General features: G+C 68.3%; 17 protein-coding genes and 3 pseudogenes. 10 read left to right on the top strand and 10 right to left on the bottom strand.

Translation table 11 applies throughout. From position 1 onward, the window contains the following. Window positions 1–458 precede the first annotated feature (458 nt). Window positions 459–1,394, bottom strand: a complete 936-nt coding sequence (locus ACSNOH_RS13190) for a MerR family DNA-binding transcriptional regulator (RefSeq protein WP_436721460.1) — start codon at window positions 1,392–1,394, stop codon at window positions 459–461. 245 nt (window positions 1,395–1,639) lie between these two features. On the opposite strand from ACSNOH_RS13190, the gene ACSNOH_RS13185 reads away from it, so the two are divergent. Both ACSNOH_RS13185 and ACSNOH_RS13180 read left to right on the top strand, forming a co-directional pair. Beyond that, a complete protein-coding gene (locus tag ACSNOH_RS13185) occupies window positions 1,640–2,311 on the top strand; it encodes a molybdopterin-dependent oxidoreductase (protein ID WP_436721459.1) in 672 nt (223 codons plus the stop codon). 646 nt (window positions 2,312–2,957) lie between these two features. Then, window positions 2,958–3,728, top strand: a complete 771-nt coding sequence (locus ACSNOH_RS13180) for a peptidase S1 (RefSeq protein ID WP_436721458.1) — start codon at window positions 2,958–2,960, stop codon at window positions 3,726–3,728. Window positions 3,729–4,510: 782 nt separating this feature from the next. Here ACSNOH_RS13180 and ACSNOH_RS13175 read toward each other — a convergent pair. From ACSNOH_RS13175 to ACSNOH_RS13155, 5 genes and pseudogenes are all read right to left on the bottom strand, one after another. Further along, the gene (locus ACSNOH_RS13175) at window positions 4,511–5,095 is read right to left on the bottom strand and encodes a hypothetical protein (protein ID WP_436721457.1); all 585 of its coding nucleotides are present in this window, start codon (window positions 5,093–5,095) and stop codon (window positions 4,511–4,513) included. 341 nt (window positions 5,096–5,436) lie between these two features. Then, window positions 5,437–5,541 (bottom strand): annotated as a pseudogene (locus ACSNOH_RS13170) (IS5/IS1182 family transposase); the annotation flags it as partial. A 645-nt stretch (window positions 5,542–6,186) separates the two neighbouring features. Continuing rightward, window positions 6,187–7,302: pseudogene (locus ACSNOH_RS13165) on the bottom strand (site-specific integrase); the annotation flags it as partial. A gap of 113 nt (window positions 7,303–7,415) precedes the next feature. Next, complete coding sequence (locus ACSNOH_RS13160; protein WP_436721456.1) at window positions 7,416–8,660, bottom strand: IS701 family transposase; 1,245 nt, start codon at window positions 8,658–8,660, stop codon at window positions 7,416–7,418. A 229-nt stretch (window positions 8,661–8,889) separates the two neighbouring features. Beyond that, a complete protein-coding gene (locus ACSNOH_RS13155) occupies window positions 8,890–9,612 on the bottom strand; it encodes a GntR family transcriptional regulator (protein WP_436721455.1) in 723 nt (240 codons plus the stop codon). 205 nt (window positions 9,613–9,817) lie between these two features. On the opposite strand from ACSNOH_RS13155, the gene ACSNOH_RS13150 reads away from it, so the two are divergent. Both ACSNOH_RS13150 and ACSNOH_RS13145 read left to right on the top strand, forming a co-directional pair. Then, window positions 9,818–10,018: a hypothetical protein gene (locus tag ACSNOH_RS13150; protein ID WP_436721454.1), complete on the top strand. Its 201-nt coding sequence runs from the start codon at window positions 9,818–9,820 to the stop codon at window positions 10,016–10,018. A 79-nt stretch (window positions 10,019–10,097) separates the two neighbouring features. Further along, window positions 10,098–10,928, top strand: a complete 831-nt coding sequence (locus ACSNOH_RS13145; RefSeq protein WP_436721453.1) for a class I SAM-dependent methyltransferase — start codon at window positions 10,098–10,100, stop codon at window positions 10,926–10,928. A gap of 46 nt (window positions 10,929–10,974) precedes the next feature. On the opposite strand, the gene ACSNOH_RS13140 is transcribed toward ACSNOH_RS13145, so the two are convergent. After that, complete coding sequence (locus ACSNOH_RS13140) at window positions 10,975–12,279, bottom strand: UDP-glucose dehydrogenase family protein (RefSeq protein WP_436721462.1); 1,305 nt, start codon at window positions 12,277–12,279, stop codon at window positions 10,975–10,977. Window positions 12,280–12,369: 90 nt separating this feature from the next. Between ACSNOH_RS13140 and ACSNOH_RS13135 the strand changes: the two genes are divergently transcribed. From ACSNOH_RS13135 to ACSNOH_RS13115, 5 genes and pseudogenes are all read left to right on the top strand, one after another. Then, entirely contained in the window at window positions 12,370–13,695 is a 1,326-nt protein-coding gene (locus ACSNOH_RS13135) for a UDP-glucose dehydrogenase family protein (protein ID WP_436721452.1), read from the top strand. Window positions 13,696–13,974: 279 nt separating this feature from the next. Continuing rightward, window positions 13,975–14,310, top strand: a complete 336-nt coding sequence (locus ACSNOH_RS13130; protein WP_436721451.1) for an ArsR/SmtB family transcription factor — start codon at window positions 13,975–13,977, stop codon at window positions 14,308–14,310. Then, window positions 14,310–15,028: pseudogene (locus tag ACSNOH_RS13125) on the top strand (cation transporter). The gene ACSNOH_RS13130 and the pseudogene ACSNOH_RS13125 overlap by 1 nt, the downstream one beginning before the upstream one ends. A gap of 275 nt (window positions 15,029–15,303) precedes the next feature. Further along, complete coding sequence (locus ACSNOH_RS13120; protein WP_436721450.1) at window positions 15,304–15,498, top strand: hypothetical protein; 195 nt, start codon at window positions 15,304–15,306, stop codon at window positions 15,496–15,498. A gap of 884 nt (window positions 15,499–16,382) precedes the next feature. After that, a complete protein-coding gene (locus tag ACSNOH_RS13115) occupies window positions 16,383–16,796 on the top strand; it encodes a hypothetical protein (RefSeq protein ID WP_436721449.1) in 414 nt (137 codons plus the stop codon). 147 nt (window positions 16,797–16,943) lie between these two features. On the opposite strand, the gene ACSNOH_RS13110 is transcribed toward ACSNOH_RS13115, so the two are convergent. Beyond that, entirely contained in the window at window positions 16,944–17,495 is a 552-nt protein-coding gene (locus ACSNOH_RS13110; RefSeq protein ID WP_436721448.1) for a hypothetical protein, read from the bottom strand. 278 nt (window positions 17,496–17,773) lie between these two features. Here ACSNOH_RS13110 and ACSNOH_RS13105 point away from each other — a divergent pair, with 278 nt between their 5' ends. Continuing rightward, window positions 17,774–17,992, top strand: a complete 219-nt coding sequence (locus tag ACSNOH_RS13105) for a hypothetical protein (RefSeq protein WP_436721447.1) — start codon at window positions 17,774–17,776, stop codon at window positions 17,990–17,992. Window positions 17,993–18,229: 237 nt separating this feature from the next. On the opposite strand, the gene ACSNOH_RS13100 is transcribed toward ACSNOH_RS13105, so the two are convergent. Both ACSNOH_RS13100 and ACSNOH_RS13095 read right to left on the bottom strand, forming a co-directional pair. Beyond that, window positions 18,230–18,469 carry a hypothetical protein gene (locus ACSNOH_RS13100; RefSeq protein ID WP_436721446.1) on the bottom strand — a complete coding sequence of 80 codons (240 nt, stop codon included), beginning with the start codon at window positions 18,467–18,469 and terminating at the stop codon, window positions 18,230–18,232. A 2-nt stretch (window positions 18,470–18,471) separates the two neighbouring features. Further along, the gene (locus ACSNOH_RS13095) at window positions 18,472–18,693 is read right to left on the bottom strand and encodes a hypothetical protein (protein WP_436721445.1); all 222 of its coding nucleotides are present in this window, start codon (window positions 18,691–18,693) and stop codon (window positions 18,472–18,474) included. Window positions 18,694–19,141 lie beyond the last annotated feature (448 nt).

Below are 19,141 nucleotides of genomic sequence, written 5' to 3'. Positions count from 1 at the left end.
GGTGCTGGTGGGGGGACGGGCGGCGGGACGTCAGCGCTGAGGAGCGAGTTGGGACTCCGGACGGCTTCGCATCTTCCTCCCGTTTCCTCCCGTGGACCCTGCGTGCACACCCTCACCCCGTACTGTGCAGCCCCGCCGCGTAGGCCCCTGGCTTGCCGCTTCCTACCGTTTCCTACCGTGCGGCGACGCAATGACGCGCCCCTCCCCACCCCGGAAGCGGTGACCATGACCGCCTAACCCGTCCCCGTATCAGGAGAGAGTTTTGTGGGCGTGCCGGGACCACCAGAAGGCGAACGCCGAGTTCAGCGCCGAGTTCTTCGACGACCTCGGCTCGCCCGGCGGCGCCGGCGGCCTCGGCCCGGTCGAGCGCGCGACCAGCCGCTCGTCGCCGGACAGCCCGTCCGTACGACATGAGTCGGCTCGGACGCCGGTCGCCGGGCGGGACCGCCCGGCGGGGGTCATCGTCCGGGCACCGGCGGGCGCCGTGAACCGACGCCCGCACCCGCGGGGCCGTACTCGGCGATGACGCCCTCCACGAGCCAGCAGTGTGTCCTTCCCAGGTTCGGCCCGGGAACGGTGGTGAGGGTGTCCACGCGCTGCCAGTATCCGCGGAACAGAGAAACGGTCGTCTGCATGCCCGTGGCCATGAGCGCGCGGAAATCGGGGGTGTCTTTGGCCTCGAGGGCACGGGCACAGGCGCGGCAGAAAGCGTCCAGGGCCTCGCACCTGTGCGGTGCCCGCCCGGCGGCGACGGCGGGTGCGGCACCGGCAGAGGCATCGAGGAGCGCCGCGTACATCGATGCCTTGTCCCGCACATGGGGTGCGGCCCAGTAGTCCAGGAACGCGGGCTCCGCCACGAGGCAATGGAGCTCGGCGTAGGCCAGTACGGCATCGGGGGTGGGATCGCGCGGCGGCTCCGGAACGGCCTGTGCGGTGATGGCGTCGGCCAGCCGCGTCGGCAGCCCCGGGGGCAGGACGCGCTCCCATGCCCGGGCGAGGTCCGCGGTGGCCTGCGGCCGGCGCCGAATCTTGGCCAGCACGTGCAGCCGCCGCAGCCGCTCCGGACCGGAGCACTCCTCCAACGCCTGCAACGACGCCTCACGCCAGCGCAGTTCCGTCAACTGCGCCCGGGTGCCCGCCAGCTGCCCGGCCACCAGGTCGCCGAGTCCTTGGCCTTCGTTCGCGACGCCGGTGATGTCCACGATCGGTACATCCAGCGCACGCAACTGCCGCACCAGCTGTAACTGTTCCAGCGCCTGTGGCGGGTAGCGGCGATGGCCTCCCTGGCTGCGCGGGGCCGTCGGCAGCAGGCCGATGTCGGTGTAGTAGCGGATGGTCTTCACCGACAGCCCCGCACGCGTGGCGAGTTCCCCGATCGACCAAGTGACGTCCATCTCATCCCCTTGAATCTCCCGTGCGGTGGAGGCTCTAGCGTACGAAGCATCGGCCCGACGCCACGAGGCACCGGGCCGATTGCCCGGCTCCGGTGAACGGCCGGGGAGTCCACCGGAGCGGGGCAGGAGTGGCAGGACCGGCCGTACCGGCATTGCCGGCAGGGCCAGCAGGACCGGCGAAGCCGAAGCTCAGCCCCCGATCACGACCTCTCCTCGTACCGAGCCTCACCCCATGGAGGACCGGCATGACGCTTCCCCCAGGTCAACGCGCCGTCGATGGATTCCCACGCTTCGGCAAGCATCTCCATCACCCGCCTCCACCCGTCCCCGCCGACCCGGTGATCGAGATCGGTGGAGTCCTGACCGAGGCCCTCACGCTGTCTGTGGCCGACCTCGCAGAGCTGCCACGACGAGAGCTCGGGGCCGACTTCCATTGTGTCGCCGGATGGTCGGCGACCGGCCTGCTGTGGGAGGGAGCCCCGTTCCGCAACCTCTACCGCACGCGGGTCGAACCGCTGCTCGAGCCGGGCACGTCGATCAGCCATGTCGTCTTCGAAGGTCTCGACGGCTACCGGTCGATCGCGTTGCTGGAGGACACCTTGGCGGACGACGTGCTGATCGCCGACCGTCTCGACGGGCAGCCGCTCGACAGCGACCATGGCGCTCCGTTGCGACTGGTCAGCCCCGGCCAGTACGGCTTCGTCAGTACGAAGCACCTCTGCCGCGTCGAGTTCCACACATCCGAACCCCCCGATCCCGACCGGTGGTCGCCCATCGCGTCGCACCGCAGGGCGAGGGTCTGGCACGAGGAACGTCACCGCCACCTTCCCGGCCGTGTGGTGCGGCCGGTCTACCGGGCGCTGATCGGGCCGATCCGCGCGCTGAGCGCCCGGGGCAGCCGCAAGGAGCCGCGGTGAGGGGCGCTGCCTGGACCGGACCGGACCGGGCCGGACGAGAAGCCGAACGACCTGAGACGTGAGTCCCGACAAGGCACGCCGCAGGGCGGTACAGACACGCCAGTCCCCATTCCCGTCGTAACCGCCCGGCTCGGAAGACGGGAGTGTGCGGGCTGCCACGCCGCCTGACTGTTCGGCTGTCCACCCGGAAAGTTCCGGGGAGCCGGTCCTGCGCACCCTGGCTACCATGCGGATCGATCGGCTCGCCCAATCATCCGGGAGGAGGAATGGCAAGGGAGTCCGGCCGCGCAGGACTGGCGGCCGCAGCACTCGACGTGGCGTGCGCGGTGCTGGTCGTGCTCCCTTCGGTGGCGCAGGCCGAGCCCGCGACCGCCGATCCCCCACGTCGGCACGCCGGCGGCCCTGAAGACGTGCCAGTCGGCCGCAGGCCCGGGCGCAGCCGTCTACGCGGGTGACGCGATGAACTCCCGGATCCTCTCCGTCAGCACCGGCCAGTGCGACGGTCACCTGGAGGTCCGACGGCGCGACCGCCGGCACCGCTGCCGACCTGGCCGTATGCAGTTTCCAGGCACATACGGTCCCCTCCGCATCCCGCAACCCCCGCCAAGCCCCGCACCAGAAACCCGCCCTATACAGGAGTCATCACATGTTACGAGCGATACGTGCCCTCGGCCTCGCCGTCCTCGCGGCGGCCATGTCCATCAGCGCGGTTCCGTCCGCCAGTGCGGATTCCCGTACGGACACGCGCACCCCCGTCGGCGGCGGCACCGGGATCGTCTTCCGGATGAATCCAAGCCCGGAGGCGCCCACGAGCCTGTTCATCTGCACCCTCACCGCGGTAGGCCGCGACAACGCCGGCAATCTGGTGGCGTTGACCAATGCACACTGCTTCATCGACGACAAGGGCAACAAGCTCGTCGGGGAAAAGGTCTACCGGGACGCCTCGCCCGCGGGAACAGCACAGGCCCCGGCGCCGATTCCCAACACCCGCCCCGATCTGGAGACCGGGCCCATCGGCACGGTGACGTACGTCAGCACGCCCAACAACCTTCTCAACAGCGGTCCTAAGGGCCTCGACTACGCGGTGATCCTGCTGGACGAGACCAGAGTCGCTCCCACCAGCACCGTTGGCGAGGTGACCATCTCATCGATCGGAGCCCCGCCCGCCAACGGGGTCCGCATGTGCAAGCAAGGCCACCGCACCGGCCTCACCTGTGGTATCAAGCTGGGCACCCACAACATGTGGTTCACCCACCTCATCTGGACCAACGGCGGCGACTCCGGTTCCCCGGTCGTCGTCGGACAGACGCTGGTCGGCAACGCTTGGGGCGCCCAGCACAGCTCGCCCATCCTCAGCATCATCGACGAGATGAACGCCAACGGTGGAGTCGGCGCCGGTTTCCACCTCGCGTACTGAACGACTGTCCGCCCCGCCGCCCGTGGGAGCCTCGGGCGGCGGTGCGCGCAACCCGTGTTCGTCGAGCCGGACGGGACGCGGCTGACCCGCACGTCCGCAGCGGAAACCTTCCGCACCCTGACCGGCATGTCCCTGCACGCAATCCGCCACGGCCGGCTCGCCCCCCAGCCGAGGCCACGCACGCCACCCGGAGCCGCCGGAACTTGATCAGCGCCAGCCGGGACTGGACCGTGATCTCCTCGCAGCGAGCGTCCCCTCGGGCGTCTTCCCGGATCTCCTCCGGCGGGCAGCTTCGCCCAGCGCAAGAAGCTGCTGCAGCCGTCTTCGTGGAGCCTGGGCAGGACCACGAGCGCGATGAACACGATCGACACCGCGAGGAACCCGGACGCCACGACGGCGGTGATGCGGGCAGCCGTCAGGCCGTCGGATAAGGCGGCACGGACCATGGAGACCAGTCCCACGTCGAGGCCGAAGAGCAACGCCGTCTTCGTATCGGTCTTGCCGAGCACCCCGGTGGCACTCTTCAGGGCCCGGTCGAGGCCACTGTCGTCCTGCTGACTTGTGGGTGAGCTGGTCACGGATCTCCTCTGGTGTTCAGGAACTCGAAAGAGCCCGAGCAGCACGGACTACTCGGGCTCTTTCGATGATTCGGCTATGCCGGCCTGGCTTCAGCTCCTGAGGTGCACACGGAAGGTGGCGTGCGTCTCGGGAATGCTCCTGTGTGCTCCTTGGACGGCGACGTACACACTGGGTTGCTTGAGGGCGGGGAATTCATGACACTGTCAGCCAGTACAGACCGCTGCCGCCGTCAGGGTCTGTGGCGCGCCCGAAACGTTGGTCGCGCCGACGCGCCACCCGTTGCCGTCGAAGGTCGTGTTGTCGAGGGCCGTACCGGTGCCCAGAGCCCCGCCGCCGGTGACCTCTCCAGTAGGACATGGTTGCCTGGCAGTGGCACCGCCGAGCGACGTCATGGTTGACGGGGGGCTGAAGAACTGCCGGTGAAGCTTGGGCGAGCAAACCACAAAGGCCTCCACGGTACGGGGCCCTCCCGTCGCCTTCTCGACGCCGAATTCCCACCGGTCCCCGTTGGGGTTCGAAGCGAAGACGTAAACTTCACCCCCGCTGACCCGCCCACCTCCACCTGTGGGGAACTGTCCGACGGGGCAATTCACCGGCACGACCTCAGGATCGAACCCTTGGAGTACTCGTGGCGGACTGAACACCATGGTGTGCTGTTCAGGGGAGCAGATGACCGTGGCGTGGATGGTCTTGCTAGTCAGGGAGTCGGCGGTTACCGTAACGACCCACGTGTTTCCACTGGCGTACGACTGGTCAAGCCTCAGCACAGAGTTGGCGTCAATGGTCACACCTCCGCCCGTGGGAACCTGGCCCGCCGGACAACTGGCTCTGGCGGTGTGCAACTGGCGGGGGATGCTGGCGGGCACGTGCACCGGCGGGCCGACGACGCGCGTATGGGCGGCCAGCCGCTCTTGGCCCCGCGACGCGCTGCTGTGATTCTGTGCCACAGCCGTCGCCGTACTGAAGAAGAGAAGCAGAGTAACCGCGAGCAAGTAGCTTCGTGTTCTTCTCAACTCGACCTCCGTAAGGCGAGAAGGGTGCGGAGTTCCTGCCCTCCGCGAGAACATTCCAGTCACCGCCCCCGTTACTCTCGCCCAGTCGGCCTAAAACCCTGTCTCGTGAGCTGTGTTCAGTGGCTGAAGGTGAGGTTGTGAACGTGGGCGATGCTGCTGGTGGCGCAGAAGACCCCGTCGCCCTTGAGGCGACAGTTCCGCAGGATCTTCCAGATCTCCATCCCCGACAGTCCGCAGGCCATCGGGGCGAAGCCGTCATCGGGCGGCCCCAGATGCACCGACCGACCCTCCATGTACCGCTGCGCGTCATCTTATGTGTGGTTGCCGGAATGGCCGGATCCGCTGTTTCTCGCCCTGCTCAACGCCACCAGGATTCCCACGTTCACCTGTCCGCAACAGCGAGGAGGCACCCTTGAAACAGCACGACAAGAAGAGCCACGCGGCCATGGGCGCAATCGATTGCCTTAGCCATAGGGGCGGTGACAGCCGCCTCCAGCGGTTCGGCAGTGGCCGCGCCGTCCGCCGAGAAGCCCAAGCATCCAGCGGTCGACAGGGGCCACAGACTCGCGCGTGACCGAATTGCTGGAGCGTCAGCACCTACTCGACAAACTCGCCACCGAGGTCACTGAGGGCCGCCCCGAACAGGATCGGGCCAGGATTCCCGGGTTCGCAGGCCTCGCGGTCGACCCGGACAACAATCGCCTTTTAATCCATTGGTTGTGGGTTCGAGTCCCACACGGCCTACCGCACGATGAGGTCATAGCGCCACCTGTGACCTGCATCTTTTCGCCCCGGCTGGGTTTCTTCAGCCGGGGCGAAGCCGCATTTTCGGGCTTCTGCGTGAGCGATGCGTGAGCGGCGGTGCTTTCAGCGGCTGCGGAGCGCGCCCGGGGCACCAGCCGCGCAGCGGCCTCGGCGATCTCCGCGATCGACCTCGGGGAGCAGGCTCGTGTACGTATAACGAGATGAGCTTGATGGACGACTGGCGCAAGGTCTCTTTGATCGTGTGGATGTCTCCGCCGCCTCCATGGATCAAAGTGGCGGCAACGTGACGTAGATAACGGAGATTGATCGGCGGCAGTCCGGCCGCCTTGGAAATGCACCGGAACGCCTCGGACACCATCTCGGCGTGCAGCCAGGACCCGTCCTCCTCTGTGAAGACCTTTCCCGTGTCGAACCATGCCGCCCCCCACTTGAGGCGCTCCTTGTTCTGCTGCACCCGAGGGGCCCTCAGAGCGGCCACAGTGCCGCTGTCGAGGCGCCTCGTCGAGGAAGGCGCCGACCTGCGCCGGCGTCCACACCATCACAGGGCTCGGCTTCTCGCCGGTCTCCAGCCACCGCTGCACCCGCTCCTCGGTCCACAGCAGCGCCTTGGGCCGCTTCCCGGACTCCAGTTCGACGTGCTCGGCAGGGTTGAAGGTGATGAGCTGCCATGCGATGGCTGCGTTGAGGGCCGTACGCAGCGTCGACCGGATGCGCTGCCGCCTGGCCGGTCCGGTCAGCTTTCGGAACGGCATCATCTCGGCGAGCTTGGCCCGCTCCTCGGCCAGCTTCGCCCGTTCCCCGGCCGTCGGTGCGCCCGGCTTGCCCCGCTTGCACCGGGCGACCTGCTCACGCCTCGCCTGGTTCTCCGCCGCAATGACCTCGTTGTCGTCGGCGATGGCGTCGAACATCTCGACCAGGTGCCCAACGTTCAGCCGGTCGAGCCGGACTTTTCCGATGCGCGGCTTGAGGTGCACACGGATGTGCGACGCGTACCCGTTGGCCGTCGTCTTCCAGATCTTCTTCGCCGCCATCCACTGGTCGAGCCACTCAGCGACGGTGATGTGCGTGGTGAGGGACTGCCCGGTGCGGAGCTTGCGTCGGGTCTCTTCCGGGCCGGGCAGCGGAGCCTTGTCGGCCGCCACCTTCTCCAGCAGCTCGGCTATTCGGTGCTGTGCCTCGGCGTCGTCGGCGTCGGCCAAGCCGAGCAGGGCGCGCACCTTGTCGAGGTCGGCCTAGTACTCCAGTCAGAAATCGTTGCCTGAGCTGGTTCTTCTTCGGTAGTGGCAGTGCCGTGCTGCGGCTTGGTGGCGTCTGCGCCAGTGGGACCAGCTCAGGGCGTGTGCGGTGGGGCCGTTGCGGGGCTCGGGGCGGGGAAGGAGAACATCCAGGAGCCGCCGGACCTCTGCCACGGTGAGAGAGATGATGCTGGTGGCGTCGTTTCTGCAGCCCCTTTCTCGATGGTCCGGGCCGCGAGGGCGGCCAGGAAGGCGTGCGCGAGCATGGCCAGGGTGATGTGCCGGTACCAGCCCGGATAGCGGCGGACCTCGTACTGGTCCAGGCCGCACTCGTTCTTCGCCGCCTGGAAAGCCTCCTCGATCGCCCACCGCGAGCCGGCGACCCGCACCAGATCGCCGACCGTGGCGCCGTTGGGCGCGTAAGCCATGTAGTAGGCGGTCTCGTCGGGCCTGGCCATGCTGCGGCGGGCCAGTATCCACCGCTCGTGCGTCGGTGCGTCGCCGTCGAAGACGTCGATGGCCGGCAGACGGGCAGCGGCCCAGTCGTAGAGTCGCGGGCCCTTCGCGCCGTCGTCGCAGGACATCCGCTCCCAGGCCTCCTCCGGTGCCTGGGCGATGGCGTGGTCGATACGGCCGAAGGGGGCGTGAAGCTGTTGTGACTTCGGCACCGCCAGGACGTATCCGACGCCGGCTTCCTCCAGGGTGCGGCGCATGCGCCATTCCTGGCCGTAGGCACAGTCGCCGGTCACCCAGGCGATGGGCAGGGGCGAGGCCAGGGCCCGCAGGATCATCGCCCGGGCCAGCTCGCCCTTGGTCGCGAAACCCCGGTTCCCGGGGATGCCCGCCGCCCGGCAACGGCCCGTGTCACCGGTCCAGGACTTCGGCAGGTAGAGCTCCCGGTCCACCAGTGCCCGCCCCTTGGGTGAGGCATAGGCGGCGAACACTCCGATCTGGCAGTTCTCGGTGCGGCCGGCCGTGCCGGAGTACTGCCGCTGGACACCAGCCGAGCTCGTGCCCTTCTTGAGGAAGCCGGTGTCGTCCACGATTAACACCCCGCCCGGACAGCCGAGTTCTTCGGACACGTAGTCCTGGACATCGTCACGGACTGCGTCGGCGTCCCAGGTCGCGCCATTGAGCAGGTGCTGGAATCCGGCGGGCCCGTGGTGACCTGCGTACTCGGCGAGCTGCCAGCCATTCTTCCGGCCCACCGGCGCGAGTAGACCCCGCACGTTATCCCGCATCCGCCACCCCAGATCCACCCGTGAGAACCGACCCGCCACCCGCGCGAACACCGACTCCAACTCAGCCGCCCAGAGACCGGCCTCATCCACCCCCACCATGCCCTGGACAACGAAACCGACCAGCTCAGGCAACGATTTCTGACTGGAGCGCTAGGGCCAAGCAAACCCCGCAGTGCCGCTTGCCCATCTGGCCAAACGGCAAAATCTGGTCCGAGCCGACAGTTTCCCTAATGCGACAGTTTCCGGCCCTTCCGCCCGTGGAACTCATCGACTTCGGCGCACGCTCTATGTGATCGAGTGCACGTCCCTGGGGTGGGGGGTGGGGCACTCAGCTCTGGTCGGGCGCGGCGTCGAACCGGTACTCGTAGCCGATGACGTGGCGGTAGGGCAGGCACCATTCGCCGTACTCGATGATTCCCTGGTCGTCCCACAGGCGGTGGGCTCCGGCGAGTATCGGGGTGCCGGTCTTGAGGCCAAGGAAGTCGGCTTCGCGGGGCTCGGCGTCCCGGGCGTGCATATCGTCGCGGCCTTCGACGGGGCGCCGGCCGGTGGCCTCGATGATGCGCGGCAGCAGGCCCGGGGCCTTGCCTGCGGCGGTAGAGAGCAGGTCGGGCACCAGGGCTGCGAACTCGGCCGGGTACCAGGACACCGCGAGCATGAGCCGCTGGTGTCCCCGGCCGGTGTGCCACTGGCGGCGTACTACCTGGTCACCTTCGTCGAGGTCGAAGATGTCGGCGACGTACAGGGGCGGGACGACGAGGTGGGCTTCGGTGACGATGACGGTTTCGCCGTCACCGAGGACGCTGCCGGTGCGCAGGACGCGGGTGATGCGGTCGTAGCCGGAGGCTCCGGCCTTGGGCGCGTTGGCGACGTAGGTGCCCCGTTGGCTGGTGCGGATGTAGCCCTCGACCTGGAGCTGTCCGAGGGCCTTTTGCAGGGTGGCGACAGCGACGCCATGTTCGGCGGCGAGGGCGCGGTGGTTGGGGAGCTTGGCGCCTTCGGGCAGGTCGCCGTCGAGGATACGGCGGCGGAACTCAGCCGCGAGGCGCATGTAGGGGTGCTGGGCCTCGGTTAGGTGTGCGGATTCCGGAACGTTGTTCACGGCGCGGCTCCCAAGTGTGGTGTGGCCTAGGTCGGTTGAGTGTACTAGGCCACTCCTGAGTCTTGCATTAAGTGGCCTAGGCCGAGCATCCTTACGGCCTAGGCCACACGTTCCGTGTCGAGCTGATCACGCATGCCTGGAAGGACTCGCGTCTGTGAGCCACCACGCACAGCACCGCCCCCGCCGACGGCTCCGCAAGCCGATCGATCTCGTCGGCACCATCGCGGCCTGGGTCTACGGCCTCGGTGCCGCCGCCACCGTCGCATGCCTGGGCCTGATGGCCAGCCAGGAGCACACCGGCAAGGTCCTGCGAGTGCCGTCCGGAATTTCGCTTCCGGACCTCACGCAGGAGTGACCACCGCGGCTCAACGACGGCCAACTCGCCGACGCTCGCGCTGCACAGCACACCACCGACCATCGGAGGTGCACTTCCCATGACCGAAACCACGAACCACCCCACCCCGTACCAAAGGCCCTCAGAGATCTTCTCCACCACGGCCGCCTGGTACGCCCGCTACCGGCGCCCGCACCCGCCGGTCCTGCTGGACCTGATCGCGTCCATGGCCCACGAACAGACGGCCGCCCCCCGGATGCTCGACCTCGGGTGCGGCCCCGGCCCGGTCTCCCTGGACCTCGCCGTACGCGGCATCGACGTTATCGCCGTCGACCCGAGCCCGGAGATGCTCGACGCCGCCCGCGCGGAGGAGAAGGAGCGCGGGCTGTCCGGCACCGACTGGCGCCAGGCCACCGCGGAGAACGTCGCCGCCCTCCCCGGAGTACGAGGGGTCTCCGGGGCGGTGATCGCTGACGCCTTCCACTGGATGGACCGAGACCAGGTCCTGCGGCAGCTCGACGGAGTGACGGCACCGGGAGCGTTCGTCGCCGTGCTCTGCTCCCACGCCGCCGGTGCCCCACGGCCGTGGTGGCACGAGGCCGTCGGCCGGGTACGGGCCCGGTTCGTCGGCGCCGATCCGGCCGCCGGCCCGCGCGAGCCCTACCGGGTGCCCGAGGGCGACCACGAGAGCGCGCTGCGGCGCTCGGCCTTCAGCCGCATCACCGTCACACGGGCCGAGCACGTGGTGTCGTACAGCACCGAGGAAGTGATCGGTGTCCAACTGACCTACGCCTACTCCTCCCCGGTGGTACTCGGCGACAAGCAGAGGGCCTTCGAGGACGCGTTGCGCGAGGTGCTGGTCGCAGCCGAGCCGTCGGGCCGGTTCGAGCACACGGCGACGGCCGCGCTGATCACCGGCCGCCGTGGCTGAAGCAGGGGTGTCCCGCGTCCACCGGGCGCGGGACACCCGGCACGGGTCAGCCCTTGCCGAGGCGGTGAACGGTCCACCCGGCCATCGCCCACCGGTCGGTGTCGACGGTGCTGCGGGCGTCGATCAGGACCCGGTCGGCCACGGCCCGGCCGACCGTCTCGGGGTTGGCGTCGGCGAACTGCGGCCACTCGGTGGCCAGCAGCACCACGTCGGCACCACGAGCGGCCTCGACGGCGCTTCCCGCGTAGGTCAGATCCGGGCATCCGGCGCGGGCGTTGGCGTTGGCCATCGGGTCGAAGACCGTCACGATCGCCCCGGCCTCGTGCAGGCGGCCGGCGACGTCGAGGGCCGGGGAATCCCGGACGTCGTCGGTCCCCGGTTTGAACGCCGCTCCCCACACAGTGATCTTCTTGCCCGCCAGATCGCCGCCGACGACGTCCCGCACCCGCTCCACGGTGCGCGACCGGCGGTCGCGGTTGATGGCGTCCACGCTCCGCAGGAAAGCGAAGGAGTCGCCCACGCCGAGTTCCTCGGCACGAGCGGTGAAGGCCCGGACATCCTTCGGCAGGCAGCCGCCGCCGTAGCCGAGGCCGGGGCTCATGGCCCGGTGCCCGATGCGGGTGTCGTAGCCGATGGCCTGGGCGACCACGGCCGCGTCCGCCCCGGTGACCTCGCACAGGTTTGCCATCGCGTTGATGAACGAGATGCGGGTGGCGAGGAAGGCGTTGGCGGCCCCCTTGACCAGCTCGCACGTCTCCGGGTCCGTGACGATCAGGGGCGAGCCGGCGTCCACGATCGGAGCGAACGCCTCCCGGATGGTCTTCTCCGCCCACGGGGAGGAGACACCGGCCACGATCCGGTCCGGCCGGAGGGTGTCGGCGACCGCGTGGCTCTCCCGCAGGAACTCCGGAGACCAGGCGACCTCGACGGCCTCCCCGGCCGGGGCCAGGCGGTGCACCAGTTCTCGGACGGCCGCGGTGGTGCCGACGGACACGGTGGACTTGCCGACGATCAGGCACCGGTCGGTCAGGTGCGGGGCGAGCGCCTCGACAGCGGCGAAGACCTGCGAGAGGTCGTAGCCGCTGCCATCGGGAAGGTCCGGCGTTCCCACGCCGATGAAGTGCACCTCGCCGTGCTCGGCGGCGGCCCGGATGTCGGTGGTGAAGTGCAGCCGGCCGCCCACGTGCCGGGCGAGCAGGTCATCGAGTTCGGGTTCACGGAACCAGGCCCGGCCCGAGTTGAGGGTGTCGATCTTGTCCGGGTCGACATCGACGCCGATGACGTCGTGTCCGATCTCGGCCATGGCGGCGGCGTGCGTAGCTCCCAGGTGCCCACACCCGATGACGGTCATCCGCACTGCAAGCGCCTTTCTCTCGGCGATGTCGTGGCCCACCACACAACCACCATCCAGCACAGCCACACAAAGACGGAGGTCAAGCCCGTGAAAGTCACTGTGATCGGCTGTGGGCGTCTTGGCGCCCCCTACGCCTGCTCGCTGGCGGCGATCGGAAACGACGTGCTCGGCGTCGAGGTCTCGCCCGCTGCCCTGGAACGTCTGAGCCAGGGCCGAGCCCCGTTCGACGAACGAGGTCTCGGAGAAGCCATCGCCGAGCACCACGCCTCCGGCCGACTCAAGTTCACCGGATCGTACGAAGAGGCCGCCGCGTTCGCGGACGTGCACTTCGTGTGCGTACCCACCCCGCAGCAGGAAGGCGCCCTCGGCGCGGACCTGTCGGCGATCGAGTCCGCCATCATCGCGCTCGCCTCCCGCGCCTCGGGCCGCTGCCTGATCGTCGGCAAGTCCTCCGTCCCCGTGGGCACCGCCGCCCGCATGGGCCGACTCGCCGCCGACCACGCCCCCGACGGCGCGCACGTGACGGTGGCGTGGTCGCCGGACTTCCTGCGCGAGTCCACCTCGCTTGAGGACGCCGCCCGCCCCACCCGGATCATCGTCGGCCTCCCCACGCGCCAGGGACAGGCGGAAGCGACACTGCGCCGCGTCTGGGCGCCGTGGACCGAAGTCGGCGTGCCCCTGGTCGTCGCCGACCTCGCCACCGCCGAGCTGGCCAAATCCGCCGCGAACGCCTTCCTTGCGACGAAGGTCTCCTTCATCAACGCGATGGCGGCCCTGTGCGAAGCGGCCGGCGCCGACATCCACACCCTCGCGACCTCCCTCTCACACGACCCCCGCATCGGCAGCGCGATGCTCGACTCCGGCCTCGGCTTCGGCGGCTCCTGCATCCCCAAGGACATCCGCGCCCTCATCGCACGGGGCAAGGAACTCGGGGTGCCCGAAGTCGGCTTCCTCCACCAGATCGACGCGATCAACATCCGGCGCCGCCGACGCGTCGTCGCCCTCGCCCGCCAGGCATGCGACGGCAACCTCAGCGGACGCCGGATCGCCGTGTGGGGCGCCGCCTTCAAGCCCGGCACCGACGACGTGCGGGACTCGCCCGCCCTTGCCGTTGCGGCCGACCTCCACGCCGCCGGCGCCTCGGTCGCGGTCCACGACCCCAAGGCTCTGCCGACGGTCCGCCGCCAGGCCCCCGAGCTGGAATGCATTGACGACATCGAACAGGTCCTCGACGGCGCCGACGTCCTGCTCCACCTGACCCACTGGCCGCAGTACGCCGACGCAGACCCTGACCTCCTTATCGCCAAGCCCGCCCAGTACCGCCTGGTGGACGCACGCGGCACTCTCGACGCCCGCCGCTGGGCCAACGCCGGATGGGCCTACCAAGGGCTCGGACACGCCCTCACGAGCTGAACGAAACCCAGTTGAGGTGGCGGTCGCTACCTCAGCTGCCCCACGGAAAGGCGCAAGTCAGCAGGCACGAAATGCCGACGCCGGACGCGCGGGCGAGCTGTGCGCGCTCGCCGAGATGCTCCAAGCCGTCGCCCGCGGCTTCTATCCGCACCTCGCCGAAGCCCTCGCTAACCGTGCCGAAGAACTGACCGGTATCCGTCCGCCAAAGGCCCCGGCCCCGAGCTACCGCGCGAATGATCAGTATTTCCTGAATTCAGGATTCCGTGTACTGTCGGAGGCGTGCTGAAGCTCGCCTCCGACATCGAGGTGCTGGCCCGGTTCGGCCGCGCGCTCGCCGACCCGATCCGCTGCCGCATCCTGCTGGCCCTGCGGGAAGCCCCCGCCTACCCCGCCGACCTCGCCGATGCTCTCGGCATCTCCCGCACCAGGCTGTCGAACCACCTGGCGTGCTTGCGCGACTGCGGCCTGGTCGTCACTGCCCCCGACGGCCGCCGCACCCGCTACGAGCTTGCCGACGAGCGCCTCGGCCATGCCCTGGACGACCTGCGTACCGCCGTGGTCGCTGTCGAATCCGACCGCACTTGCCCGGACGCCGACACGCAGGAGTGCTGCTGATGTCCGAGATACCCATAGGCATAGGCCCTGCTCCAGCCCGGCGCGACACCCTGGCTCGTCGGATACGGCTGCTAGTCACCGCGACCATCAGCTACAACGTGATCGAGGCCATCGTCGCCATCACCGCCGGCACGTTGGCCTCCTCCACTGCCCTGATCGGCTTCGGCCTGGACTCGGTCATCGAGGTCTCCTCTGCCGCCGCAGTCGCCTGGCAGTTCTCCGCCCGCGACCATGCTGTTAGCGAGGCCCGCGAGAAGACCACCCTGCGGATCATCGCGGTCTCCTTCTTCGCGCTCGCCGCCTACGTCACCATCGACGCCGTCCGTGCCCTGGTCGGCACCGGCGAGGCCGAACGCTCCGCCCCCGGCATCATCCTGGCCGCCCTGTCCCTCGTAGTGATGCCATTCCTGTCCGCCGCCCAACGCCGCGCCGGACGCGAACTCGGCTCCGCCAGCGCGGTCGCCGACTCGAAGCAGACCATGCTGTGCACGTACCTGTCCGCCGTGCTCCTGGTCGGGCTGGCCCTCAACGCCACCCTCGGCTGGTCCTGGGCCGACCCGATCGCCGCCCTCTTCATCGCCGCCATCGCGGTCAAGGAAGGCCGTGACGCCTGGGGGGCAAGGGCTGCTGCGCAGCGTCGGCCGCCGTGATTCCCGCGCAGCGTGATGCGGAGACGGATTCGTGCGGCTGTCGCCCCGGCTGCGACTGCTGCAACTGACCGCCCGCAGTCGTCAGGAGGGCCTGGTGTGACCAGGGCCTCCTGACAGTCACGCTCGCTCTGCCTTCCAAGGCTGTTTGGCCAGGTCAGCAGCCACGAAATGCGTGAGCGGTGCGTGCACGGACGCCCTTGGACGGGCCCGGATGAGCCTCCGTCAGTTGGACGCCGCACCCCTACTGACCTGCGCCTGAGTCGCCGAGCTGGATTACGGCTCGTCCTCCTGGATGGATTCCTCGGGACTTTGTCTCCATTGGAAGGGCGCGCCGCCGGAGCGAGTGCAGCGCATCCTCGAACAGCCGCCCACCGGCGTGACGATTTCGGCTGTTCCCGCCCGCTACTCCAAGGCCGAGCTCCGCCTGGCCGGCGGCAAGCTGATCAAAGACGGAAAGCCAGTCACCCTGCGCGTGCCGTCCACCAGCGAGGCGATCCGCATTACCGGCAGGGTGCAGCCAACGACGGCAGCTCCCTGAAGATCACCTAAGACGAGGGCCAGTCCACCGGTAAGCCGGACTTCGCAGCCAGGGTGACACCAGCCATGCGCGCGGGCAGGACCAAGGAGCTCAAGGCCCTCACCGAGCAACTGACGGGGGTCGCCACGACCACTGCGTACGAACCCGTAAACACGGCAGCACCCGCCGCAGCGCCACGGTCCGCCCTACAACCAGTCAAACCCTTCGCGGGCAACCCGACGCGGAAGCATGACACGTCGCCCTGGTACGGCGGATCCGCGCTCCGAAACCTCACCGGAGGGATCTGCTCCAGCGGCTTCGCGGTCAAGGACAGCAAGGGCACATTCATGCTCCCGGCCGCGAAGCGCTGCGACGGCGCAGAAGGGGTACTGGCGTACCTGGGAAGGCGCTGAGGATGTTGGCGTCAGCGACTGGCTTCAGAGCGATGCAGGCGTTGACACCGTCGGCATCGCCCTGCACGCCGAAGCCCGGGGCCCTGCCCGGTTTTCTGTACGACGGCGAGGCGTACAGAACCGACGGATACGCCAAACCGGTCACCGGCTACGGACACAACAACGTCGGCGACTACGTGTGCACCAACGGCGCGAACGGCGGCGTCCACTTAATATCCAAATCACGGATATCGGCATCGGCATAGCCGGCGTCAACGGCGACAGCGGCGGGCCCGTGTTCGCTGGGGCCAACAACTACTCGGCTGACGAGGCGCGCGGCACCATCACCGCCTTCAACGACACCACCGCATGCCCCCCCGTCACTCAACGAGGACACCGTGCTCGACGGCCACAACCGCAAGCCCTGGTGCTTCAAGACCGTCTACTACGTCCCGATCTCCCAGACCTTGCATGCCCTGAAATGGGCAATGGTCGCCGGACAATGGCCGGAGTGTGACCGTGGACCTCAGCCAGCGCAGGCGTGCTGCCCACGCCCTGTGGATCGCTGGAGTCGTGGCAATCGTGGTAGTCGCCGCGACCGCTTGGTGGCAGTGGAACGATCGCCGCCGCCACCACCGACGCCACACCAGCCTGATCAGCGACGTGCAGCTGAGCGGAGACGGCAGCACACTGTCCGTGCGGACCTTATGGAACCCCCAGTGCGATGGAGCGCGCCCCCAGCTCACAGCCCGGGAAACCTCCACCACGGTCACCCTGACACTCAAGCGAGGCGAGACGCTTCGCACGCCTTGCGGTGACGATAGCGACGGCTCCAGCCAGGTCAGCGTCACCCTTCACTCATCCCTGGGCGGACGCCAACTGGTCGACGCTGCTACGGGCAGGGACCTGAAATTCATGCCGCACTGAGCCTCCACGCGGGCGAAGGCTCCGAAGCCCAGCACTCCGAAGCCTGCGCCGACCATAGTTGTGCCGACCTGCCGGCTGTAGGTAGATCTTCAGCTGAGGCGGGTTGGCCTGCTTCACGCGCCATGCGCCACTGCCGAGCGGTGTGGCTCAGCGGAACCAGAAGACGTCGAACTTGAACTTGACGGGGCACTTCCACCCGCCCCACCAGTAGCACAGTTCACCAGCCACGTAGAACCACCAGCAATTGTTGGAGTCGTCCCTACGGACGCCCACGGTCAGGCTTCCCTGCAGGATCTTGAGGTTGATGGTCCAGGTGTAGCTGGTGAGGCTGGCGCTGAGGTCGATGCCTTCCCACCAGACGTTCCTGCCGCTGAGGTCGGCACCGACGCCGAGCTTCAACGCCCATTCCTCGTTGTCGAACTTGAGATGGCACAGGGCATAGAACTCCAGCGGCCCCAGGTCAAACAGGTGCTCACGCCACTTTTCCTCCCAGCGAACCGGCTCAGTGCGCACCTCCGGCGCCTGCACCACGAGCGGCCGGTCCTCAACCCGCTGCGCACCTTCGATGTACAGCTGTTTGATCTCATCGGCCGTGGTGTCGGCCTGGCCCTCCTTCTTGTGTTCGTTAGCGGTCCGGGCCAACTGCTCCCAGGCGTCCGGGTCGATCCCTTGCAGTGCGGTCGATGGATCAGTCGCCACGTTTTGCTCCCTCATCTCACATCACCGCGCCTCCCACATGGGAGGGTTGAGCCGATGCCCGACCCCGCCTTAGCGGCCAGACGGTTTCACTCGGCACGAGTTCTCTACTGGACTTTCCTGCTCACAAGGCCACACACGGAACAGACCGCATGTTCACTGCCACGTGCGACAGCTCGATAACGCGTAGGCGGCGCACGCAAATCCCAACAGGCGACCTGGAGCCGCCCCAGGTGGGCGAATGGCGGCCAGGCGCAGCAACTACACGCCAAGTGCCGCCCGTGTCCGGCGCGCTCATCGCAATGCGGCAGCACGGCCCCGTGTTCATCGAGCCGGACGGAATCAGGCTGACCCTCACTGCGACGGCGGAGACCTTCCGTGCCCTGACGGGCATGTCCTTGCAAGCGACCCGGAACGGTTGGCTCGACCGACGGCGGCGCAGTCTGCAGCACGGCGACATGCCGGCAATTCCGTACCGCGCCCTCACCGGCTCGAACTGACCGCGAGCCCCGCGCGGCGCCCGCCATCAGAGCAGGGCGGTGAGACGATCCGCCGCGATAAACAGGAGGGCGGCTCCCGGGACGGCGCCACCGCGAGACCAGCCAGCCTGGAGCCCAAGCCTCAGCGAAGCTCACGCAAGCCGAGTGCATTCCGGAGGGCAATGTATGACCTGGCGCCTTCTCCGGCCGGCAGCGGACCCGAAACCTCACCCGACCATGACGTTCACACGATCGAGCTCACGTCGGACTCGTTGTGCTTGACTCACCCATGGGGTTGAGTCTCGCGAGGTCCGCCAGAGTCGGCATCTTGATCGTCTCCGCGCCGATCGCCTTGGCGATGGCGTTGAACAGCCCCACTGCTTCCTTCATGCTGCCGGAGTCGCTTCCGGGGCCTTGGTGGGGGTCGTTGTAGCCCAGGTCCTTGGCCACGCTGTCCGGAACGAAATACGAGACGTTTCCTGCCTTCGCGATCGGCATGGTCAGCCCTCCTTCTCCGTGAAACCACCGAGGTAAGCCAGGACACTCATCGCCACCTTGCTGGCGAGCTGCTCCTGCTCCGGCGGTGGCAGCTTGGAGACCGCCGCGGTGAAGGCCGCCCACGCCTCCTGGACGCTCAGAGCGTTGGCGTGCTTGTCCGGCGCGGCATGCTCGATGAGGTGCCCGTCCTTGTGGATGATCTTCGGGTCGAGTGCAAGTCCCATCGATTTCTCCTTATATAGGGGGGAAATGCCCTTTGAGCCTAGGTTGGGGTGACAGACGTGTCGCGGTGAGTGCTTCCGGCCGGGTGTCAGCTCAATGGGGGGAGACGGTCCGCTGCGAGAAGCACAAGAGCTGACATGGTGGCGGTGAGGCATGCCACCTGGAGTCGCCGGAACTTGATCAGTGCCAGCCGCGACAGGACCCCGACCTGTTCAGGCCGAGCGTCCCCCCGAACATCTCCCCGGCTCTTCTCCGGCGTTAGCTTCGCCCAGCGCAAGAACGAGCTGTGGCCGGTGTCGCGGAGGCCGGGCAGAACCACGAGCGCGATGAACGCGATCGAAGCCCCGAGAAGCGTCGACGCCACGCTGGCCGCAACACCCGCCGCAGCGGCTGGGCCTCGGAGTAAGGAGGTGTGGGCCATGGTGGCCAGGCCCACGTCGAGGCCGAAGA

It is taken from the genome of Streptomyces sp. URMC 127, from assembly GCF_051386535.1.
Taxonomy (GTDB): domain Bacteria; phylum Actinomycetota; class Actinomycetes; order Streptomycetales; family Streptomycetaceae; genus Streptomyces.
The sequence above is the reverse complement of the archived record's forward strand: the minus strand, read 5'-3'. Positions and strand labels throughout refer to the sequence as shown.

Coding starts and splice junctions, on each gene's coding strand:
- ACSNOH_RS13140 (WP_436721462.1), bottom strand. CDS start 12,279: ATGACCGTCATCGGGTGTGGGCACCTGGGAGCTACGCACGCCGCCGCC.
- ACSNOH_RS13190 (WP_436721460.1), bottom strand. CDS start 1,394: ATGGACGTCACTTGGTCGATCGGGGAACTCGCCACGCGTGCGGGGCTG.
- ACSNOH_RS13095 (WP_436721445.1), bottom strand. CDS start 18,693: ATGGGACTTGCACTCGACCCGAAGATCATCCACAAGGACGGGCACCTC.
- ACSNOH_RS13160 (WP_436721456.1), bottom strand. CDS start 8,660: ATGGTGGGGGTGGATGAGGCCGGTCTCTGGGCGGCTGAGTTGGAGTCG.
- ACSNOH_RS13185 (WP_436721459.1), top strand. CDS start 1,640: ATGACGCTTCCCCCAGGTCAACGCGCCGTCGATGGATTCCCACGCTTC.
- ACSNOH_RS13180 (WP_436721458.1), top strand. CDS start 2,958: ATGTTACGAGCGATACGTGCCCTCGGCCTCGCCGTCCTCGCGGCGGCC.
- ACSNOH_RS13145 (WP_436721453.1), top strand. CDS start 10,098: ATGACCGAAACCACGAACCACCCCACCCCGTACCAAAGGCCCTCAGAG.
- ACSNOH_RS13100 (WP_436721446.1), bottom strand. CDS start 18,469: ATGCCGATCGCGAAGGCAGGAAACGTCTCGTATTTCGTTCCGGACAGC.
- ACSNOH_RS13155 (WP_436721455.1), bottom strand. CDS start 9,612: ATGCGCCTCGCGGCTGAGTTCCGCCGCCGTATCCTCGACGGCGACCTG.